The following is a 19,722-nucleotide window of genomic DNA, read 5'->3' as shown; positions in this document are numbered from 1 at the left end:
CGGCCATCGGTTGTAGGAGCCCGCAAGCGGGCTCCTACGCAAAGCAAAAGCGAAGGGGCAAGAAAAAGGCCCGCCCCTGCAGCGCAGGAACGGGCCTTTTCGGTGTCACGAAATCCGATGGATCAGAACGACGCGTCGAACGTCACTTCGCCCTGCACGCCGACCTGGTACGACGAGACGCGGCGCTCGAAGAAGTTCGTCAGTTCCTGCACGTCCTGCAGATCCATGAAGTCGAACGGATTCTTCGCGCCGTACTTCTTCGGCATGTCGAGCTGGACCAGGCGCTGGTCGGCGCAATATTCGAGGTACTGGCGCATGTCGTTGACCGACAGGCCGGCCACGCCGCCCGAAAGCACGTCGGCCGCGAACTGCGTTTCGCATGCGATGGCATCTTCCATCATCGCTTCGACCTGAGCGCGCATCTCGTCGTCGAACAGATCCGGTTCCTGCTCGCGCACGGTGCGGACCACTTCGAACGCGAACGCCATGTGGCCGGATTCGTCGCGGAACACCCAGTTGGTACCCGACGCGAGACCGTGCAGCAGGCCGCGCGAGCGCAGGTAGTAGACGTAGGCGAACGCGGCGAAGAAGAACAGGCCTTCGATGCACGCGGCGAAGCAGATCAGGTTGAGCAGGAACTGACGGCGGTGTTCGCGCGTTTCCAGACGGTTGAGGTTCTGGATGGAATCGATCCACTTGAAGCAGAACTCGCCCTTCTGGCGGATCGAGGGGATGCTCTCGATCGCGGCGAACGCCTTGTTGCGCTCGGACGGCTCAGGGATATAGGTATCGAGCAGCGTGAGGTAGAACTGCACGTGCAGCGCTTCCTCGTACAGCTGGCGCGACAGGTACATGCGCGCTTCGGGCGAGTTCACGTGCTGGTACAAATTCAGCACGAGGTTGTTCGACACGATCGAATCGCCCGTGGCGAAGAACGCCACCAGACGATGGATGAGGTGACGGTCCGCGTCGGACATCTTGGTCGTCAGGTCCGAGGTATCCAGTGAGAAGTCGACTTCCTCGACGGTCCACGTGTTGCGGATCGCGGCGCGGTACATCTCGTAGAACTGCGGATATTTCATCGGCCGCAGGGTCAGCTCGAAGCCGGGGTCGAGAATGTTGGTATCGCGGGAGATCGGAGCTGCGGACATGGGTGAACCTCAGGGCAATTCGGGGTGTGGCTTTGAAGCGGGGGTTGGAGGTGGGAAGTGGGGGCGCATTTCCGGCGATCGCCCGATAGGGCTGGAACCGTCCGGCGGAATCACGGCCTGCGTGACGTTACCAGCACCCTCGGGCGTTCGACGCCGCGCCCCCACTTCCCAGCCCCCACCCCCGCTCTTACTTACTGACAGGCTTCGCAGTACTCGGGGTTCTCGAGCGAGCAGAACACCGCGGCCGTGGCTTCTTCCTGTGCATCGACGACGGGTGCGATCGGTGCGACGGCGGCGCCGGACGACACCGTGGTCTTCTGGATGCGCGTGGCCGGGCGGGAACGCAGGTAATACGTCGTCTTGATGCCCGACTTCCATGCGTACATGTACATGGACGACAGTTGCCCGATGTTCGGATTTTCCATGAACAGGTTCAGCGACTGGCTCTGGTCGATGTACGCGCCGCGTGCGGCGGCGAGGTCGATGAGGGCCTTCTGCGGCAGTTCCCACGTGGTGCGATACACCTCGCGCAGCGCGGCGGGGATCGATGCGATGCCCTGTACCGAACCTTCGGCGAGCTTGATCGCGTCACGCACATCGGCGGTCCACAGGCCTAGTGTCTTCAGTTCTTCGACGAGGTAGCGGTTCACCACCAGGAAGTCGCCCGACAGCGTTTCGCGCTTGAACAGGTTCGACACCTGCGGCTCGATGCACTCGTAGCAACCGGCGATGGACGCGATGGTCGCGGTCGGCGCGATGGCGATCAGCAGCGAGTTGCGCAGACCGTGTGCCTTGATCTTTTCGCGCAGTGCGGTCCAGCGGTCGTCCTTGCCATTCGGCCTGGCCTGCGGCCAGTAGTCGAACTGCATGTCGCCGTTGGCGGCGCGCGTTTCGGAGAAGCCCGGATGCGCGCCTTCGCGTTCGGCGATCTCGTTCGACATCGTCAGCGCATTGAAATAGATCTCTTCGGCGATGCGGGTCGACAGCGCGAGTGCCTCGGCCGAGTCGAACGGCAGGCGCAGCTTGAAGAAGACGTCCTGCAGGCCCATCACGCCCAGGCCGACCGGACGCCACTTCACGTTCGCCGTCTTCGCGGTGGAGATCGGATAGAAGTTCAGGTCGATGACGCGGTCGAGCTGGCGCACGGCGATACGCACCGTGGAGGCGAGCTTTTCGTAATCGAACTGACCGTCGACAACATGGCGCGACAGGTTGATCGAGCCCAAGTTGCACACGGCCGTTTCGTCGGCCGACGTGACTTCCAGAATCTCGGTGCACAGGTTCGACAGATGGATGACGTTTTCCGGCTTCGCGGTCTGGTTGCTGGTGGCGTTCGAGCGATCCTTGAACGTCATCCAGCCGTTGCCGGTCTGGGCCAGCGAACGCAGCATGCGGGCGTAAAGCTCGCGCGCCTTCACCGTCTTTACGGCGAGGCCGTCGGCTTCCGCTTTCGCGTACGCGGCATCGAACGTCTCGCCCCACGTGTCGACGAAGTGCGGCACGATCTTCGGGTCGAACAGCGACCAGTCGCCATCGGTTTCGACGCGACGCATGAAAAGGTCGGGAACCCAGTTGGCGAGATTGAGGTTATGCGTGCGGCGCGCATCGTCGCCGGTGTTCTCGCGCAGCTCGAGGAATTCCTCGATATCCGCGTGCCACGATTCCAGGTAAACGCATGCGGCGCCCTTGCGCTTGCCACCCTGGTTCACGGCGGCGACGGAAGCGTCGAGGGTCTTCAGCCACGGCACGAGGCCGTTCGAATGACCGTTGGTGCCCTTGATCAGCGAACCGCGCGAACGGATGCGCGAGTACGCCAGACCGATGCCGCCGGCGAACTTGGACAGCTGCGCGACGTCGCCGTACTTCTGGTAGATGCTTTCCAGCGCGTCCAGTGGCGAATCGAGCAGGAAGCACGAAGACAGCTGCTCGTGCGCGGTGCCGGCGTTGAACAGCGTGGGCGAGCTGGCGAGGTATTCCAGCGACGACAGCAGCTTGTACAGCTCCAGCGTTTCGCCGATGTCGTTGCCGCCCAGCGCGCACGCGATGCGCATGAAGAAATACTGCGGCGTTTCGATCACGGTGCGCTTCTGCGGATGGCGCAGAAGATAACGGTCGTACACCGTGCGCAGGCCGAAGTATTCGAAGCGGCGCGAGGCGTGCGTGTCGATGGCGTCGTTGAGCTTGCGCGAGTTGATCGCGACGAAGTCGCGCAGGCGGTCGTTCAGGATGCCCAGCTCGTGACCGCGCAGGATCGACTGCGAGAACGACTGGATCTCCTGGCCCGACACTTCCTTGTCGACGAATGCCGACAACAGACGCGCTGCCAGCTGGCCGTATTCCGGTTCCTCGGCGGTGAGCGCGGCCGAGGTGCGGATCGAAAGCTGGTCGAGTTCCTGCGTGGTGGCGCCGTCGTACAGACCACCGATGGTCTTGAGGGCGACACGCATCGGGTCGACGGCGAAGAGGCCGTCGGCGCTGCGAGTCACCGCGCGCACGATCTTGTTGACGTCGACGGTTTCATGGCCACCGTTGCGCTTGGTGACGCGCATCTGGCCGGGGTTGTGCGGAGGAGTCAGGGTGAAGTCCGGTGCGGGACGCTCGGCGCTGGTCTTGTAACCGGCGGCCGGAGCCTTGTCGTTGCTGGAAGGAGTCGCTGCGGCGTCGGCCGGCGATGCGGTGCGCTCGCGCGCGGAGGAATCCATTGTTGTTGTCATTTTTAGGCTTGCCCCATGGCCAGGAAAGCTTGCCTGCTCCCACGCGCAGGGCGAGTAACCGGGTGAGCTTCGCGGACAGGTCGAGGGCGGACACCCTGAGGGCTCCGCGCCGCGACGTCCCTCCCCGCGGAGGTCGTCACCACTACCGTCGCCGATCGGGCGGCGGTCGCTGGCAGGTCTTCGGACTTCGTGGGCATGGACCTTTCGATCCGCCTACCTGTCGCTTCCCAGCCCCCTGAGGACCAGTGCATTGACAGGATCGTTCCCACTTACCGCTGCGGGGCAGTTCCGGATTTACACCGGGATTCCCTTTTAAGTCCGACCGACAGCCGCGTCTGGACGGACACCAACGAGGCACACGATATAGGCGGGCGACAGTCAGGTCAACACAAGATGTAGTGTGTTCGGCCTATGTCATTGATTGGGCTTCGGAACGAATTTTTCAATGGTTTCACGGGCGGGAAAGGCCCAGAACCGGTCGAAAATCTCAAGTATTTTCGACCGGTTTTTTCGGCATGGCGTGGGTCGTCCCGCGCCGCTTCGTCGGGTCTGTTACATCCCGATCATCGACTTACCCTGCGACAGCACCTTGTCGCAGACCTTCTGGGTCAGCTGCTGCTTCAGGTCGCCGCCCGAGCTGGAGCCGCCGCCAAGCGAGCCAAGGCTCAGGCCCTTGGTGCTGCCGCTACCCAGCGATCCCAGGTCGACGCTCTTCCCGTCGCCCGTCTTCAGGATGCCGTTGGCGCCATCGGTATAGCCCTTGTCCTTCGTGGCCGACGACGAAGACGACTTGCCGCCGATGCCGTATTTGCCCATAAGTTTGTCGGTTGCCGAGCCGGACCCGCTGTCGTTGCCGGCGGCTTTCGTATCGCCCGTGACGGAGCCCAGGAGCTTGTCCTTCACGGACGAGGCGCCGCTGTCGCCGCCCAGGAAGTTGTTCTTCAGGCAGTACTGGATGATGCCCGCCGCATTGGTCGCGCTACCGGAGGTCAGCGACGAGGCGGAGTTTCCGCCCACCATGCCCTTCAGTTGGTCGAGGTTCTGGGCCGACGCGGAGCCGGTGGCCAGGACGAGCGCAAAGGCAAGATACGACAGGCTGCTGGACGGTTTCATGGCGGAGCTCCTGCTTCAAGGGAGCCCATAAGTAACTCCGCGAATGTTAGCCGGATGTGTCCGTCCGCACGGGACCGGTCATGGATCGCAGCACGCCATCCCGGCGGATCAGGCCGTGATAGAGCGCGGCGCTGACATGCACGACGACGGTCAGGAACAGCAGGTAGGCAAGATACCCGTGCGCGGCGCGCAGCCAGGCGAAAGCGACCGGATTCGCGGACAGGATGGACGGCAGCCGTAGCGACGCGCTCAGCATCACCGGCTCGCCGCTCGCCGACACCATTGCCCAGCCGATCAGAGGCATCGCGATCATCAGTGCATACAGCAACAGGTGCGATCCGTACGCGGCGAGTTTCTGCCACAGGGGCAGATCGGCGGGCAGCGGAGGCGGACGGTGGCGAAGGCGGATGGCGATACGCAGGATCGCGAGGATAAGAATCGCGATGCCCAGCGGCTTGTGGATGTGGATCAGCGTTTCGTGCCGTTCGGACACCGACGCGACCATGCCCGCGCCGATGAACAGCATGGACAGGATCATGATCGCCATCAGCCAGTGCAGCGCACGGGCGAGCGGATGGAACATGTCGGCACGGGTGTTCATCGTGCACCCTCCTTTGTCAGGCCACGGGCTTCCTCGGTCGTCCGTCGACGATACGAATCGGCGTAAGCGGCGGAGCGCGCCGCGAGCAGCGGGTCGTTCGAGCCCTCGATGCCGGCGGGCAACACTAATGGGTCGTAGTTGACGTCGCGGCAGGGGCCGCTGTCCTGGGGCTCGGTCGCCTGCACGGTGAGCGTGCCGGCGTCGATCTGCTTGTGGTCGGGCGACCACGCCTGAGCGGCGTCGTCGATCGCGTCGCCGGGGGCAGCCAGTGTCACCAGAAGATGCCAGCGCAATGGACCGGCGGCCAGACGCCTGACGAGGTCGGCGGCGAGGTAATCCGGATCGCCTGCCGGGCCGGGGGCGGCATCGGTGGCCTCGGGGATCAACGCCCAGCGGACCGCCTGCTTATCGCCCTTGCCGTCGACGAAGTAGAAGGAGTTGATCGACGAATAAGCCTCCGTCGCATAGCTGGCGGACGGCCTCGCGGTCTTCACCCAGGTAAGGAATGGCTTGGTCTCGGGGTGGGCCGCAAAGAACGCGGCGACCTTCCTCGGATCGGGTTTACCCGTGGAAGGGTCCGCCGCGGTGGCCAGTTGCTGATCGTAGAAGGCTTGGGGCGTGGACACCGGGAAGACCGGCATGGCATTCATCCCCGTGCGCCACTGCTGCCCGTCCGGTAGCGCGAAACGCAGTGCGAAGCTCCGGATCGGAATACTGCCGTCGGGTGCATAGGGATTGCCGCCGGGCAGGGCGAGGCGTCCCAGTACGGGTGTCTGCTGGCCTTGTTCGAAGACGCTGGCCGTCGACAGGTTTGCCGCGGCACCGCTGCCTTCGAACACGCCTGTCACGCAAACACCTTTGGCGTGGTTGCGTCGGAAGCCGGGATGGTCGCCGCCGTTGTGCTGGAGCGCATCGACGATACGTTCGGGCGTGAGTCGATGCGGCGCCAGCCATCCCCCGACGTAACCGAAGGCTGCTACCGAGACGATCGCGACGCCACCTATCGCGGCGAAGCGCAGCACGCGTCGTCGCGGATCGAGCGGAGGTCTGGACGGCGTTTGGATAGGCATTGCGCAAGGCTCCGCGTGAGATGACCTTCAATTGACCGGCGAGTGCCGCATTTGCTTTCGTGACCCACGGCCTTTCCCGTGGCCGGACCCCGCCGCTAGGATCGACGGGTTAGCCGATGCGTGGCATCGGCGGTCACGGCTGGGGTTTCATGCACAATCCTGTGGTTTCGCGCGTCCTCGCGGCGCTGGCGCTTTCGGCGTTGTCCACGGCGCAGGCCGTTACCCTGACGCATCCGCGTGTGGAATACACCGATACGCCGATGACCGACGTGGCGCAACCGCGTTTTTCGTGGTTCGTCGAAGAGGCTCCCAACGACACCGTGCAGATCGCCTGGCGCCTTCGGGTGAGTACGGACAGTCATCGTCCCGGCAACGCGTGGGATAGCGGGCGCGTGGTTTCGCCCAGTCCTTACGGGCATGAATACGCCGGTCCGGCGCTGAAACCCGCGACACGCTATTACTGGGACGTGACCGTCGAAACCTCGGCGGGCACCGCTACCGTGGCGTCGTACTTCGATACCGGCCTCGAGGACTGGGGCGTATCGCGCTGGATCGGCAAGGGCGACGGCGGCTCGACGGCCGCGCCACTGCTGCGCAAATCCTTTCGTGTGGATGGCGGACTAAAGCATGCTGCACTGTACGTTGCGGCGGGTGGCTACGCGGATGTCGCGATCGATGGCGTGCCCGCAAGCGATGCGGTGCTGTCGCCCGGTTTCACCGATTACGGCAAGCGCGTCCAGTACACCGCTACCGACGTGACGCAACGGCTGCATGCCGGCGAGAACGTCATGGCCATGGAACTGGGGCGGGGCTTCTACGGCATGACCAATCCGAACGTCTGGCACTGGGAGCGTGCGCCCTGGCATGGCGAGCCGCGCGTACGTGCCGTATTGCGTCTGACTTATGCCGACGGACACACGCAGGACGTCGTTACCGATCGCAGTTGGCGGATCGCGGACGGTCCGACGTTGCTGGACGATCTCTACGGTGGCGAAACCTATGACGCACGCAAGTCGCAGTTGGGTTACGACACTGTCGGTTTCGACGACGTAGCGTGGCGCGACGCAGTGGAGGTCGACGCACCGAAGGGGAAGCTTGTCGCGCAGTCGCAGCCGCCGATTCGCATCGTGGATACGCTGCGCGCTATCGCGGTCACCGAGCCAAAGCCCGGTACCTATGTATTCGCTTTCCCGCGCGTGATCGCCGGTTGGGCGACGTTTGCGGCGCAGGCGCCCACGGGAACGACGCTTACCGCCATCTACGGCGAAAAGCTGCTGCCCGACGGCACGGTGGATGCACGCGACGAACATCATTACTTCAGGAACGGCTTCCAGACCGACCGTTTCACGCTCGCCGGACGAGGCGTCGAACGCTGGCATCCCCGTTTCTCGTACAAGGGCTTTCGTTATGTGCAGGTCGATGGCTGGCCGAAGGGTCGACCGCCGACGGACGCCGTGACGGCACAGGTCGTCCACACCGATGTCGAACGTACCGGCCATTTCGAAGGCTCGAACGAGCTGCTGAACTGGATACACACCGCCGCGGTCGACACGATGCTCAACAATCTCCATGGCATTCCGACCGACACGCCCATGTACGAGAAAAACGGCTGGACGGGCGACGGGATGCTCGGCGCGGACATGTTCCTGCGCAACTTCGATGCGGGCGCATTGCTGGCCAAGTGGGTACAGGACATCGAGGACACCCGGAGCGCGGACGGCGCACCGCTGCTGATCGCGCCCAATCCCGGCTGGGGCAACGTGCGCGCGCCGACCTGGCACGCGGCATACGTGCTCGTGCCATGGTCTCTTTATATGTATCGCGGCGACCGGCGCGTGCTGGCCGACCATGTGGACGGCATGGCAAAGTACGTGCGCATGGAGGAGGCGCGTTCGCCGGGCGATATCGCAGATACCGAACTCGGCGACTGGGTAAGCCCCGAAACCGATCCCGGCGGCGAGAACGCGCCGGAAGACAAGCGCGTGGCGGCGACGGCGTACCTATATCGCATGGCGCGCGCGATGAGCGATATCGAGCGCGCGCTTGGCGACAAAGCGGCGGCGACGGCATTCGACGGTATGGCGGCTCGCATTCGCACCGCCTTCAACGCCACGTTCTACGACACGACGGCCGGACGCTATCGCGGTACGGGCGACAAGGACTATCGGCAGGCACATCAGTTGCTGGCACTGGCCTTCGGTCTCGCTCCGGACGACCAGCGCGAGCGCATAGCGAACGGTCTGGTCGCGGACGTCAGGGCACGCGACAACCATCTGGATACCGGTGCGCTGGCCACGAAGATCATCCTGCCTGTGCTGACCGCGACCGGTCATGCCGATGTGGCGTGGTCGGTCGCCACGCAGACGACCTTCCCCAGCTGGGGATTCTGGAAGGCCAACGGCGCGACCAGTCTGTGGGAGCACTGGAAACTGGCATCGCGGTCTCGCGGTCACTATTTTCTGGGCACGATCGACGACTGGCTTTACGAGGATGTCGCCGGACTGCGGCCGCTTGCGCCCGGTTGGGAACGCATCGAAGTCCGGCCGGCTCTCGTCGCCTGGCTCGACAGAGCGGAAGCGAAAACGAGAACGCCTTACGGCGATGTGGCGGTGGCCTGGCAACGAGGACCTGGCGGTCTGACCGTCGATCTGCGCGTGCCCGTCGGCGTTACCGCGCTCGTGCGCCTCCCCGCCGGGCAGGGTTCCCCTTGGCGCGACAACGGGACGATGCTTGTCCCGGAGCGGTGCGGCGCGGACTTTTGCGCGCGGATGGGCTCGGGCGTGCATCGCATCGTGAGTTCTTTGTGAACGTCTTCACATTTGCCCCGTAAAGTTTCCCGGGCGAGGGCCGCTAAGACCGGGACGGGGCCATTCGGTCTCCGACATGCAGTTCTCGGGGTATGACAATGTTGTCCGGTATTCGCGGTTGGTTTGGTCGCACGACGCTTAACACGCGTGTCTGGCTGGTCATGACGATAGTCGTGGCCGGTCTGGTGACGTTGAGCGTGGTCTCGGTGGTGCAGGGGCGCACCACCCAGATGCGCACCCTGGCGGACTCGCTGCAGAATCAGGTGCAGTCGGCGACCGCCATAGCGGACGACTTCCGCCAGCGCGCCGTCAAGGGCGAGATGACCGATGCGGAGGCGCGCAAGCAGGCATTGCATGCCATCGGCGCGATGCGCTGGGACGACGGCACCGGCTACGTCTTCGCCTTCGATTCGGACGTGAAGTTGCTGATGCATCCGCTGCGCACGGATCAGGTAGGGAAGAGCATCCGCGACGACGCCGATGCGAAGGGTTTCCACCATTACGTGGCGATGCTCGATGCGGACGCGAAGGATGGCCACGGACTGACCCGCTATACGCAGCTGATACCCAAGACCAACGAACAGCGCGACAAGATCAGCTATTCGGAGTGGTACAAGCCCTGGGATATGCACTTCATCTCGGGCGCGTACTTCGTCGACATCGATGCGGAGTTCCGCACGGATCTCATCGCCAGCCTGGAACGATCCGGTGTGATCGCGCTGCTGGTCATGCTGGTGGTGTGGTTTTCGATGCAAAGTATTCGCGACACCATTGGCGGCGAACCCGCCCATGCCGTGACGATCGCGGGGCGCATCGCCGATGGCGACCTGCGCGACGACGGTCGCAAGGGTTTCGGGCCGGGCAGCCTGCTGGAGTCGCTGGATCGCATGCGCGGACGGCTGGCCACCATCGTGGCGGAAGTACAGCAAGGCGCCCATGTGGTGTCGACCACGGCGCTGCAGTTGTCGCGCGGCAACGACGATCTGTCGCGCCGCACGCAGGAGCAGGCGTCGAGCCTGGAAGAGACGGCGGCCTCGATGGAGGAAATGACGGCGACGGTGAAGCAGAACGCCGAGAACGCGGGTCAGGCCGATCGTCTGTCCCGCGGTGCGCAGGTCCAGGCGGAGCGTGGCGGCGACGTGGCCGCTCAGGCCATGGTGGCGATGACCGACATCGGCGATTCCAGCCGGCGCATTGGCGACATCGTGAGCCTGATCGACGAGATCGCGTTCCAGACCAACCTGCTGGCGTTGAATGCGGCTGTCGAAGCGGCGCGTGCCGGCGAACAGGGGCGCGGTTTCGCGGTCGTGGCGGCGGAAGTGCGACGCCTGGCCCAGTCGAGCGCGGCGGCATCGCGCGACATCAAGCGTCTGATCGCGGAAAGTGGCGAGCGTGTCGAAGTCGGCAGCGCGCTGGTAAAACAGTCGGCAGAAGCGCTGACCGGTATCGTTGCCAGCGTAAAGAAGGTGACGGACATCGTCGCCGAAATCGCGGCGGCCAGTCAGGAACAGTCGGCGGGCGTCGATCAGGTGAATATCGCGATCGCGCAGATCGATCAGGTGACGCAGGAGAACGCGGCGCTGGTTGAAGAGGCGGCCGCGGCCGCCAAATCGATGCAGGATCAGGCTGTCGTGCTGAGCGAGCAGATGGCGTTTTTCGTGGTCGACGATGTGTCGCACGAGGTGAAGCGCGTTATCGACCACGCTCACGATATGAGCTTTGGGGAGTTGGCTGAGGCTTGAGGGTTTTGCTTCTTCGCTTCGTAGGCTTTCGCGCGCAGGCAAGCGAAAGCCTACGAAGCGAAGACGAGGCTGTCTACATCAACCCCAGCCGATTGATATCGTCGATATCGACGATATGCGTCGCATTGCCATCCCGCGCCACCCTCAGCATCGCCCGCCCCATGCGCTCCGTCGTCGTGATGTATTTCGGCAGCATCTTCGTCAGTAGCGGGAACACCGGACGCATCAGGTAATAGATCCAGCGAACGCTGGCGGTCTTGGGGACTTCGCCATTCATGGGCTCGATGCCGCCGGGCCGGAACATGTATGCGGCGCGGAACGGCAGCGCGAGCAGCGCATTCTCGGTGCGCCCCTTCACGCGCGCCCACATGCTTTGTCCTTTCTCCGTGCTGTCGGTTCCCGCACCCGTCACGTAGACGAAGGTCATGTCCGGATTCAGTCTCGCCAGCGTGGTCGCAGCGGCCATCGTCAGGTCGTAAGTAAGCTTCGTGTATGTCTCTTCGTTCATACCGACAGACGACACGCCAAGACAGAAGAAGCAGGCGTCGTAGCCGGTCAGCCGATCCTCGACGCTGGCATAGTTCGTCATGTCCGTCACAACGATATCGGCGAACTTTGCATCGTTCTTTCCCGTGGGCGTGCGGCCCACGGCAGCGACTTTCGCGACGTCCCGGTCGAGCAGGCATTCGCGCAGGACGCCTTGGCCGACCATCCCGGTCGCGCCGAAGACAAGGACATTGAGTTGCTTCGACATGGTTCGCTTCCGGGATCGTGGGAGGGCGTGCACGCCACACTAGCGTAAAGGGCCCAACGGGGATTGAGACATGCTGTCGGCGGCCGAACTGGCGCCCGGACGTACGGGACGTACAGGCAAGGTCCAGAAATACCTGACGCGGGAATCCATAGTGGCGGAACCGGTCAGGCATCACCGGACGTTCACACGAACGCATCGACCTTGTAGCAGGGGCTGGCGACGCGTGATGCGCCGCAACATTTTAGTATCCATGGAAGGTAATGGGGCGTACCATTTTCTGTCTTTACGAAAAGGCCAAGCCGTGAAACGAGCATCGCGCTTCCGTCCGGTCACACTCATTACAGCCGTCATCTTCGCCCTGTTCGGCGCCACCCTGCTTCTTGGCGGCATCCGGCTGGCGACGCTCGGCGGCTCCTGGTATTACCTGATTGCGGGTATCGCGACGCTGGTCGTCGCGGCGCTCCTCATCATTCGTAGAACCGCCGCCTTATGGGTTTTCGCCTTACTGCTGCTGGGCACGACCGTATGGGCCGTGATCGAGGTGAAGTTCGACTGGTGGCAACTGTTGCCGCGCGTCTGGGTCTGGTTCGTACTGGGCCTGTGGCTGCTGACCCCATGGGTTCGTCGCGGTCTGGTGCGCGTACGCGGCGCGCTGGACACGCCGTCGACACCACGCTCGGGCGTCCTTCCGTTATGGATCGCCGTCCTCGTGGCCGCCGCTGTCGGCATCGCGGGCCTGCTGCACACCGATCACGACCGGCCCGGCGAACTGTCGATGGACGACGTGACGGGACCGCAGGCCGACCAGCAGGCCAAGGCTGCTGGCGACTGGACCGATTACGGCAGCACGCCGTATGGCCAGCGTTATTCGCCGCTGACCCAGATCACCCCGGACAATGTTTCGAAGCTGAAGGTCGCCTGGCAGATCGAAACCGGCGACAAGGTCGGTCCGGACGATCCGACCGAAACCACCAGCGAAAATACGCCGCTGAAGATCGGCGACACAGTCTATATATGCACGCCGCATAGCCGCGTGCTTGCCGTGGATGCGGCGACCGGCCAGAAGCGCTGGGAGTTCGATCCGAAGCTCCAGAGCCCGATCGGGTTCAAGCACTGGGAGCACATGACCTGCCGTGGCGTGGCATATCACGACGACGACAAATACGCCGCGCTGCCGCCCGCACCCGTGACACCGGCGGCTTCCGCCAGTGCGGCGACGCCCGCATCCGCCGTTGGTACGCCAGTCGCCAATAGTTGCCCGCGCCGCCTGTTCCTGCCCACGGCCGACGCACGCCTGATCGCGCTGAATGCCGATACCGGTACACCGTGCGATGACTTCGGCGACCATGGCACGGTCGATATGCACTCCAATATCGGTCCGTTCAATCCCGGCGGTTACTACTCGACGTCGCCGCCGGCGGTGACGCGTAATCTCGTGATCATCGGCGGTCATGTCACGGATAACTATTCGACCGACGAACCGTCGGGCGTGATCCGCGCCTACGACGTGCACGACGGTCATCTGGTGTGGAACTTCGATCCGGGCAATCCCGACGAAACCGCGCCGATTGCGGCCGGCAAGGTCTATACGCGCAATTCGCCGAATGTCTGGTCGCTGTTCAGCGTCGACGAAACGTTGGGCATGGTCTATCTGCCGATGGGCAACCAGACGCCGGATCAGTTCGGCGGCGGTCGCACGCCGACGTCGGAGAAGTTCGGTGCCGGCGTTGTCGCGCTGGATATCGCCACGGGCAAGCTGAAGTGGAACTACCAGTTCACGCACCACGATCTGTGGGACATGGACGTGGGCGGTCAGCCGACCCTGATGGACCTCAAGACAGCGGACGGCGTAAAACCCGCCGTGCTGGCTTCGACCAAGCAGGGCAGCGTCTACGTGCTGGATCGTCGCGACGGTACGCCGATCTTCCCGATCACCGAGGTGCCTCGTCCGCAGGGCGCGGTCGCTGGCGATCACACGGCGCCGACGCAGCCGTTGTCCGCACTGAACTTCATTCCGCCGACGGTCAACGAGGCGGACATGTGGGGCACGAATCCCCTCGACCAGCTGTGGTGCCGCGTGCGTTTCCGCTCGCTGCGCTACGACGGCATGTTCACTCCGCCGTCGCTGCAGGGCTCCCTGGTGTTCCCGGGTAACTTCGGTGTGTTCGACTGGGGCGGCATTTCGGTCGATCCCAACCGGCAACTGATGCTGATCAACCCCAGCTACATGGCTTTCCAGTCGCGCCTGATTCCCAAGGAAGAACTCGCGAAGATGGAAGTGAAGATGGCTACCAGCGAAACCAATGGCATCAAGGACACCAAAGGTATTCCTTACGCCATCGAACTATCCGCGTTCCTGTCGCCGCTGGGTATTCCCTGCCAGGCACCGCCGTGGGGCTATGTCGCGGGCGTCGATCTGCAGACGGGCCGCACCGCGTGGCAGCATAAAAACGGCACGATCGTCGACAGCGCACCGCTGCCGATCCCGATGGCGCTTGGCGTCCCGAGCCTGGGTGGCATGGTGACGACAGCCGGCGGCGTTACCTTCCTGTCCGGCACGCTCGACTACTACGTGCGCGGCTATGACGTGCGTACGGGTCGCAAGCTTTGGGAAGCGCGTCTGCCTGCTGGTGGTCAGGCGACGCCGATGACTTATGCTGATAAGAACGGCAAGCAGTACGTGCTCGTTACCGCGGGCGGTCATGGTTCCCTGGGTACGAAGCAGGGCGATACGGTGATTGCGTATTCGTTGCCGGATTGATGGTGATCAGGCGAGGTCGCATACATGCGACCTCGCCGTCTTTCAGGGCACCTCGGCATCCGATCGTCGTTCCTGCGCAGGCAGGAACCCAGTGCGGTGCGATGGGTTTTCGCGACGGGGTGTGTTCACTCTTTCAGAGCGAGATCATGTGCGTGCGGCAAATCCATGCGCGGTCGCCCTGGGGCCTTGCCTGCGCAGGGGCGACGGTGAAGGGTTTGATCGCTGCGGACCCCTGCCGTCAGTTTGTTTCGTTGAGCTTTTCAACCATCCGCCCCACGACCTCATCCACCGTCAACGCGATATCCACCACGATCGCATCCCCGGGCTCCTCCAGCGTTGCCAGCTGACTATCGAGAAGCGCGGGATTGAAGAAATGCTCTTTGCGATGCGCAAGCCGTTCGGCAAGCAACGCCCGGTCGCCACGTAGATAAACGAAGCGGACATCGCCCGGTCCGGCGCCGAGCCGTTCGCGATACGCACGCTTCAGTGCCGAGCAGGCCACGATCAGCGACTGGCCTCCTGCCCGTCGTGCGTCGATGGCCGCCGCGATCGCGTCAAGCCACGGCGCACGGTCCGCATCGTCAAGTGCCTTGCCACGCGTCATCTTCGCGCGGTTGGCTTCGGGGTGCAGTGAGTCGCCGTCCAGAAATTCGCAGCTCAGCCTAATGGCGAGCCGTTCGCCGATCGTCGACTTCCCGCTTCCCGACACGCCCATGAGGATGACGATCATGCGTGGGTATTCCCGTAAATTGCCTGCGGAGCATTTTCCACAGGCGATGCGAAGCCGACCAGCGTTACCATCGACTCATCCCGTCTCAAGAGTATGTACGCCATGAAGTGGATCGACCTGCGCAGCGATACCGTTACCCAGCCCACCGACGCGATGCGCGCGGCGATGTTGCGTGCGCCGGTCGGCGACGACGTATACGGCGAAGATCCTACAGTGAACGCATTGCAGGAGCGGCTGGCTAACGATCTCGGTTTCGCGGCCGGACTGTTCGTGCCCACCGGCACGCAGAGCAACCTGCTCGCGCTGATGAGCCATTGCGAGCGTGGCGACGAATATATCGTGGGTGCGGATGCGCATACCTATCGTTTCGAAGGTGGCGGCGCCGCGGTGCTGGGATCGATTCAGCCGCAGCCGATTCCGCAGGACGGCGACGGTACATTGCCGCTGGACAAGGTCGAAGCATCCATCAAACCGGTGGACCCGCATTTCGCCAGATCCAGGCTGTTGACGCTGGAGAATACCTGGCACGGCCGGACGCTGCCGTTCGACTACCTCGCGCAAGCTGGCGCGCTCGCGCGGCGTCGCGGGCTGGGTTTCCATCTGGACGGCGCACGTATTTTCAACGCCGCGATCGCCTATGGCCGACCCGCCCGGGATATCGCGCAACACTTCGACAGCGTCTCGGTATGCCTGTCGAAGGGGCTCGGTGCGCCCGTGGGCTCCGTCCTTCTGGGTAGCGAGGAGCTGATCGGTAAGGCGCGGCGCTGGCGCAAGGTCGCGGGCGGCGGTTGGCGTCAGGCGGGTATGCTGGCGGCGGCGTGTATGTACGCGCTGGATAACCACGTCGAACGGCTTGCGGAAGATCATGCGCGTGCGGCAAAGCTCGCCGATGGATTGCGCGAGCTGCCCGGATTCACGGTAACCGGTTGCCATACGAACATGGTTTTCCTCGACGTGCCCGTCGAGCGGCTGCGCGACCTGGATGCGCATATGCGTGCGTCGGGCGTTCGCGTCAGCATCGGTTACCTGCCGTCGGTGCGACTGGTAACGCATCTGGATATCGACGATGCGGACATCGCGCATACCATCGACGCGTTTCGCGGATTCGGGGCCTGAGGTCGACCGTCAGCGAGTCGTTGCGGTGAGCTTTCGCTGCAACGAGTAGAGAATAGCGGCATCGGTTGCATCGAGGGTGTCGTTTTCCATGTTCCGGTAGTGCCGGTGGAAGGCGACGATCGCGGCGCGGGGATTGCCGAGGTCGTATCCGACCAGACGCATCGCGGCGAGCGAGTCGAACGCGGGCGGCGCGGGAATCAGGGGCTGGTCGTACCAGAGTCCGTAGCCGTACTGTGCGAGCGTGGCCCAGGGGAATTGCACGCTGGGATCGTTCTTTCGACCTGGCGCGATATCGCCGTGTCCGACGACGGCCTCGCGCGGAATGCCAAGTCGTGTTGTCAGGTCGCCCAGCAGCCGGATAAGTGCCTGAATCTGTGCCTGCGAAAAGGGCGCGACACCGTCGTTGTCCAGTTCGATGCCGATGGATGCCGAATTGACGTCGGTGATGCTTCCCCAGTTCGATGCGCCCGCATGCCAGGAGCGCTCGCGATCGTCCACCAGCTGATCGATGCGGCCGTCGTCTCCGATAAGATAATGGGCGCTGACGGGATTGGGAACGCCGGTGCGCGTGAGCACGCGGCGCGATGCATCCATGTCGCCTATCGATGTGTGATGGATGACGATGAGCTGGGCGCGTCGCGCATTGAAGTTCGGCGAAGGCGTCCAGTGGGCAAGCGCGCTGCGCTGGGGCGCGACCGCCGGAGCGGTAGCGCAACCCGTAAGCGCAAGCGCGAGCAGGCAAGCGATGGCGGAAATCTGGCGCATGGACGGCGAGACTGAGGGCAAGACCGTCAGTCTAGCGTCAAGAAGACCTATTCGACTTTGAAATCGCTGCTGGTGATAAGCCATGCGACGCGGTCGGCGTCGTCTTCTTCGCCGATGTCCTGGTGCGAGGCGACAACGATCTGCAGGTCGATGCAATCGTGGCCCTCGGAAAGCCACTGGGTGGCTTCGAACTGACGGCCCGTGTTCTTCAGGGCGGCTTCTAGCTCGGACCAGGTCGTATCGATCAGTTCGGTACCTTCGTGGCGCAGGCTGCCGCCCAGAACCTCGATATCGCAGAGCTTGCCGTCCATGAAGCGCAGTCGCAGCCATTCGTCGCCGTTGGGCAGGCTGTATTCGTCTTCGTCGTCCCAGAGGCTCTCGCCTTTGGGCTTGCCGCCGAGGCTTTCGTGCAACGCCTTGCGCTGCGTACCGAAGAAGACCGTGGTATCTCCGCGGCGAATCCCGCGGCCCGGGACCAGTTCCCAATTATCCATGGCGACCCTCGTTGATTTGCGCGGCATATCCGCGATGACAGGATGTTGGAACATGCGGAACGACGCCAGACGCATCCCGGCGGTTGATCTCAGGGTTTGTGCTCACGCTCGAGGTAGTCCTCGCTCTGCATTTCGATAAGGCGCGACTCCGTTCGGCCGAATTCGGCGCGAAGACGCTCGCCATCGTAGAGTTCGGTAATGGGCGCCGCGGCCGAAAGAATCAGTTTGACGTGGCGGTCGTAAAATTCATCGACCAGCAGTACGAAACGCTTGGCTGCGTTTTCCGAGTACACGGTGAATTGCGGCACGTTGGAGACCATCACCGCGGGGAAGTGTTTTGCCAGTTCGATATAGTCGGCAACCGCGCGCGGCCCTTCGCACAACGCCTCGAATTCGAACCAGACGATATTTTCGGCCCGGCGCCGGGCGGGAATGGCCCGGCCGTTGATCTCGATCGGCTCATTGTCCGCGACGGTTCCCTGTGCCTGACTGGAGAATATCCGCGACAGCGACCGTTCGGCCTCGGCGCCGGGAGGCACCAGGTAAACGGGAGCCTGACTCAGCGCGCGCAGGCGCCAGTCGTGCGGCGAGACCATTTCGTGCACCACGCAGTGCTTTTCGATGGCCGCGATCGCAGGCAGGAAGCGTGCACGCTGCAAGCCGTCGCGATAAAGACCTGGCGGCGGCGTATTCGACGTGGTGACCAGAACGACTCCGCGTGCGAACAGCGCATCGAGCAGGCCCGCCAGAATCATGGCGTCGCCGATGTCGGCGACGAGGAATTCGTCAAGGCATACCACTCGCGCTTTGGCCGCGATGCGCGCGGCCACTTCGATCAGCGGGTCCTGCCGGTCGCCCAGCTCGCGCAGCGATTCGTGCACTTCCGCCATGAAACGATGGAAATGCCGCCGCAGCGCCAGTCCAGGGGACAGGCTGGAGACGAACATGTCCATCAGGAAGGTCTTGCCGCGGCCGACGCTACCCCAGAGATAGAGGCCACGAACCGGGTCGCGGGTCTCGTTGCCCAGCATCGAACGAAGCCGGCCGAAGAGGCCGCCCGAGGTCGGGGCGGGATCGGGACACAGGGCGGCATGCAGTCGATCGAATTCGGCCAGCACGGGCACCTGCGCGGGATCGGACTCCCAGCGGTGACCGGCGACGCCTTCGCGATAACGCTCGCTGGGTGTAAGCGACGAGCAACTCATGCGTGACGCACGGCCGGAAGCCACTCGAGCACGGCGTGTTTCACGGCGCCGCGCAGGTCCATCAGGCGTCGATGGAAGAAATGACCGGTTTCGGGCATGCGTACGAGGGTGGGCTCCACGGGGAGGCTCTCGATCCAGGCGAATACCGCCTCGGGATCGACGACTTCGTCTTCTTCGCCCTGCACGATCAGCCAGGGGCATGTGGGAATCTCGATGTTCGAGAAATCCCAGCGTCCGGCGGGTGGAGCGATGGTGACGAGGGCGTCCGCGTGTAGTCGTACGGCATTGCGAAAGGCGACATAACTGCCGAAGGAGAAACCGGCGAGCCAGAGCTTGTCGTTCGGGCGCGTGCGGCGAACCCATTCGACGACAGCGGCGAGGTCTTCGCTTTCGCCACGGCCCTCGTCGTATTCGCCGGCCGATTCGCCTACGCCTCGAAAATTGAAGCGCACCGTATCGAGACCGGATTCGCGCAGCGCGCGCTCGACCATCGTCACCACTTTGTTATGCATCGTGCCGCCCTGAAGCGGGTGCGGATGGCATACGACGGCGACGCCGGCGCGCGCGCATTCGCGGGGCGCAACGTCGGTGATCGTTTCCAGCTTGCCCGCGGGGCCCGCGAGCGCGAAGCTGGTGGCCTCGTCCGGAAAACTCTCCGGCGCTGTAGGTAGTAGATCGCTCATGCCCTCCATGATACCC

Annotated in this window: 15 protein-coding genes and 1 riboswitch; of the genes, 4 read left to right on the top strand and 11 right to left on the bottom strand. The window is 63.7% G+C overall.

Going from position 1 to position 19,722, the window contains the following annotated elements; all coding sequences use genetic code 11:
• Positions 1–122 precede the first annotated feature (122 nt).
• The 5 genes from AC3IR3_RS18955 to AC3IR3_RS18935 form a co-directional block, all read right to left on the bottom strand.
• Positions 123–1,151: a ribonucleotide-diphosphate reductase subunit beta gene (locus AC3IR3_RS18955; RefSeq protein ID WP_132145886.1), complete on the bottom strand. Its 1,029-nt coding sequence runs from the start codon at positions 1,149–1,151 to the stop codon at positions 123–125.
• A 191-nt stretch (positions 1,152–1,342) separates the two neighbouring features.
• A complete protein-coding gene (locus AC3IR3_RS18950) occupies positions 1,343–3,700 on the bottom strand; it encodes a ribonucleoside-diphosphate reductase subunit alpha (protein WP_489196973.1) in 2,358 nt (785 codons plus the stop codon).
• Between the two features lie 319 nt (positions 3,701–4,019).
• Positions 4,020–4,231: riboswitch (cobalamin riboswitch) on the bottom strand.
• Between the two features lie 186 nt (positions 4,232–4,417).
• Complete coding sequence (locus AC3IR3_RS18945) at positions 4,418–4,978, bottom strand: DUF2501 domain-containing protein (RefSeq protein WP_489194421.1); 561 nt, start codon at positions 4,976–4,978, stop codon at positions 4,418–4,420.
• Positions 4,979–5,024: 46 nt separating this feature from the next.
• Positions 5,025–5,579 (bottom strand): cytochrome b, encoded by a 555-nt coding sequence (locus tag AC3IR3_RS18940; protein ID WP_489194419.1) that lies wholly within the window; start codon positions 5,577–5,579, stop codon positions 5,025–5,027.
• A complete protein-coding gene (locus AC3IR3_RS18935) occupies positions 5,576–6,649 on the bottom strand; it encodes a catalase family peroxidase (protein WP_489194417.1) in 1,074 nt (357 codons plus the stop codon). The genes AC3IR3_RS18940 and AC3IR3_RS18935 overlap by 4 nt, the downstream gene beginning before the upstream one ends.
• 116 nt (positions 6,650–6,765) lie before the next feature.
• Between AC3IR3_RS18935 and AC3IR3_RS18930 the strand changes: the two genes are divergently transcribed.
• Positions 6,766–9,456: a family 78 glycoside hydrolase catalytic domain gene (locus tag AC3IR3_RS18930; RefSeq protein WP_489194415.1), complete on the top strand. Its 2,691-nt coding sequence runs from the start codon at positions 6,766–6,768 to the stop codon at positions 9,454–9,456.
• Between the two features lie 98 nt (positions 9,457–9,554).
• A complete protein-coding gene (locus AC3IR3_RS18925; RefSeq protein WP_489196972.1) occupies positions 9,555–11,198 on the top strand; it encodes a methyl-accepting chemotaxis protein in 1,644 nt (547 codons plus the stop codon).
• Positions 11,199–11,271: 73 nt separating this feature from the next.
• Here the strand turns inward: AC3IR3_RS18925 and AC3IR3_RS18920 are convergent, their stop codons facing one another.
• Entirely contained in the window at positions 11,272–11,952 is a 681-nt protein-coding gene (locus AC3IR3_RS18920) for an NAD(P)H-binding protein (protein WP_489194413.1), read from the bottom strand.
• A gap of 301 nt (positions 11,953–12,253) precedes the next feature.
• On the opposite strand from AC3IR3_RS18920, the gene AC3IR3_RS18915 reads away from it, so the two are divergent.
• On the top strand, positions 12,254–14,713 hold the full coding sequence (locus AC3IR3_RS18915; RefSeq protein WP_489194411.1) for a glucose/quinate/shikimate family membrane-bound PQQ-dependent dehydrogenase: 2,460 nt from the start codon (positions 12,254–12,256) through the stop codon (positions 14,711–14,713).
• Between the two features lie 238 nt (positions 14,714–14,951).
• On the opposite strand, the gene AC3IR3_RS18910 is transcribed toward AC3IR3_RS18915, so the two are convergent.
• A complete protein-coding gene (locus tag AC3IR3_RS18910; RefSeq protein WP_489194410.1) occupies positions 14,952–15,443 on the bottom strand; it encodes a gluconokinase in 492 nt (163 codons plus the stop codon).
• A gap of 102 nt (positions 15,444–15,545) precedes the next feature.
• On the opposite strand from AC3IR3_RS18910, the gene ltaE reads away from it, so the two are divergent.
• Positions 15,546–16,559: a low-specificity L-threonine aldolase gene (gene ltaE / locus AC3IR3_RS18905; RefSeq protein WP_489194408.1), complete on the top strand. Its 1,014-nt coding sequence runs from the start codon at positions 15,546–15,548 to the stop codon at positions 16,557–16,559.
• A 9-nt stretch (positions 16,560–16,568) separates the two neighbouring features.
• On the opposite strand, the gene AC3IR3_RS18900 is transcribed toward ltaE, so the two are convergent.
• From AC3IR3_RS18900 to AC3IR3_RS18885, 4 genes are all read right to left on the bottom strand, one after another.
• Positions 16,569–17,324 (bottom strand): N-acetylmuramoyl-L-alanine amidase, encoded by a 756-nt coding sequence (locus AC3IR3_RS18900; protein WP_489194406.1) that lies wholly within the window; start codon positions 17,322–17,324, stop codon positions 16,569–16,571.
• Between the two features lie 47 nt (positions 17,325–17,371).
• On the bottom strand, positions 17,372–17,818 hold the full coding sequence (locus tag AC3IR3_RS18895) for a hypothetical protein (protein ID WP_489194404.1): 447 nt from the start codon (positions 17,816–17,818) through the stop codon (positions 17,372–17,374).
• 89 nt (positions 17,819–17,907) lie between these two features.
• The gene (gene zapE / locus AC3IR3_RS18890; protein WP_489194403.1) at positions 17,908–19,023 is read right to left on the bottom strand and encodes a cell division protein ZapE; all 1,116 of its coding nucleotides are present in this window, start codon (positions 19,021–19,023) and stop codon (positions 17,908–17,910) included.
• Positions 19,020–19,706: an alpha/beta hydrolase gene (locus AC3IR3_RS18885; RefSeq protein WP_489194402.1), complete on the bottom strand. Its 687-nt coding sequence runs from the start codon at positions 19,704–19,706 to the stop codon at positions 19,020–19,022. The genes zapE and AC3IR3_RS18885 overlap by 4 nt, the downstream gene beginning before the upstream one ends.
• Positions 19,707–19,722: the final 16 nt, after the last annotated feature.

The organism is Luteibacter sp. GL_149 (assembly GCF_057834065.1).
The sequence above is the reverse complement of the archived record's forward strand: the minus strand, read 5'-3'. Positions and strand labels throughout refer to the sequence as shown.

Excerpts from the sequence above, each read along its gene's own strand:
- AC3IR3_RS18955 (WP_132145886.1), bottom strand. The coding sequence starts at position 1,151 with ATGTCCGCAGCTCCGATCTCCCGCGATACCAACATTCTCGACCCCGGC.
- AC3IR3_RS18950 (WP_489196973.1), bottom strand. The coding sequence starts at position 3,700 with ATGCGCGTCACCAAGCGCAACGGTGGCCATGAAACCGTCGACGTCAAC.
- AC3IR3_RS18945 (WP_489194421.1), bottom strand. The coding sequence starts at position 4,978 with ATGAAACCGTCCAGCAGCCTGTCGTATCTTGCCTTTGCGCTCGTCCTG.
- AC3IR3_RS18940 (WP_489194419.1), bottom strand. The coding sequence starts at position 5,579 with ATGAACACCCGTGCCGACATGTTCCATCCGCTCGCCCGTGCGCTGCAC.
- AC3IR3_RS18935 (WP_489194417.1), bottom strand. The coding sequence starts at position 6,649 with ATGCCTATCCAAACGCCGTCCAGACCTCCGCTCGATCCGCGACGACGC.
- AC3IR3_RS18930 (WP_489194415.1), top strand. The coding sequence starts at position 6,766 with ATGCGTGGCATCGGCGGTCACGGCTGGGGTTTCATGCACAATCCTGTG.
- AC3IR3_RS18925 (WP_489196972.1), top strand. The coding sequence starts at position 9,555 with ATGTTGTCCGGTATTCGCGGTTGGTTTGGTCGCACGACGCTTAACACG.
- AC3IR3_RS18920 (WP_489194413.1), bottom strand. The coding sequence starts at position 11,952 with ATGTCGAAGCAACTCAATGTCCTTGTCTTCGGCGCGACCGGGATGGTC.
- AC3IR3_RS18910 (WP_489194410.1), bottom strand. The coding sequence starts at position 15,443 with ATGATCGTCATCCTCATGGGCGTGTCGGGAAGCGGGAAGTCGACGATC.
- ltaE (WP_489194408.1), top strand. The coding sequence starts at position 15,546 with ATGAAGTGGATCGACCTGCGCAGCGATACCGTTACCCAGCCCACCGAC.
- AC3IR3_RS18900 (WP_489194406.1), bottom strand. The coding sequence starts at position 17,324 with ATGCGCCAGATTTCCGCCATCGCTTGCCTGCTCGCGCTTGCGCTTACG.
- AC3IR3_RS18895 (WP_489194404.1), bottom strand. The coding sequence starts at position 17,818 with ATGGATAATTGGGAACTGGTCCCGGGCCGCGGGATTCGCCGCGGAGAT.
- zapE (WP_489194403.1), bottom strand. The coding sequence starts at position 19,023 with ATGAGTTGCTCGTCGCTTACACCCAGCGAGCGTTATCGCGAAGGCGTC.
- AC3IR3_RS18885 (WP_489194402.1), bottom strand. The coding sequence starts at position 19,706 with ATGAGCGATCTACTACCTACAGCGCCGGAGAGTTTTCCGGACGAGGCC.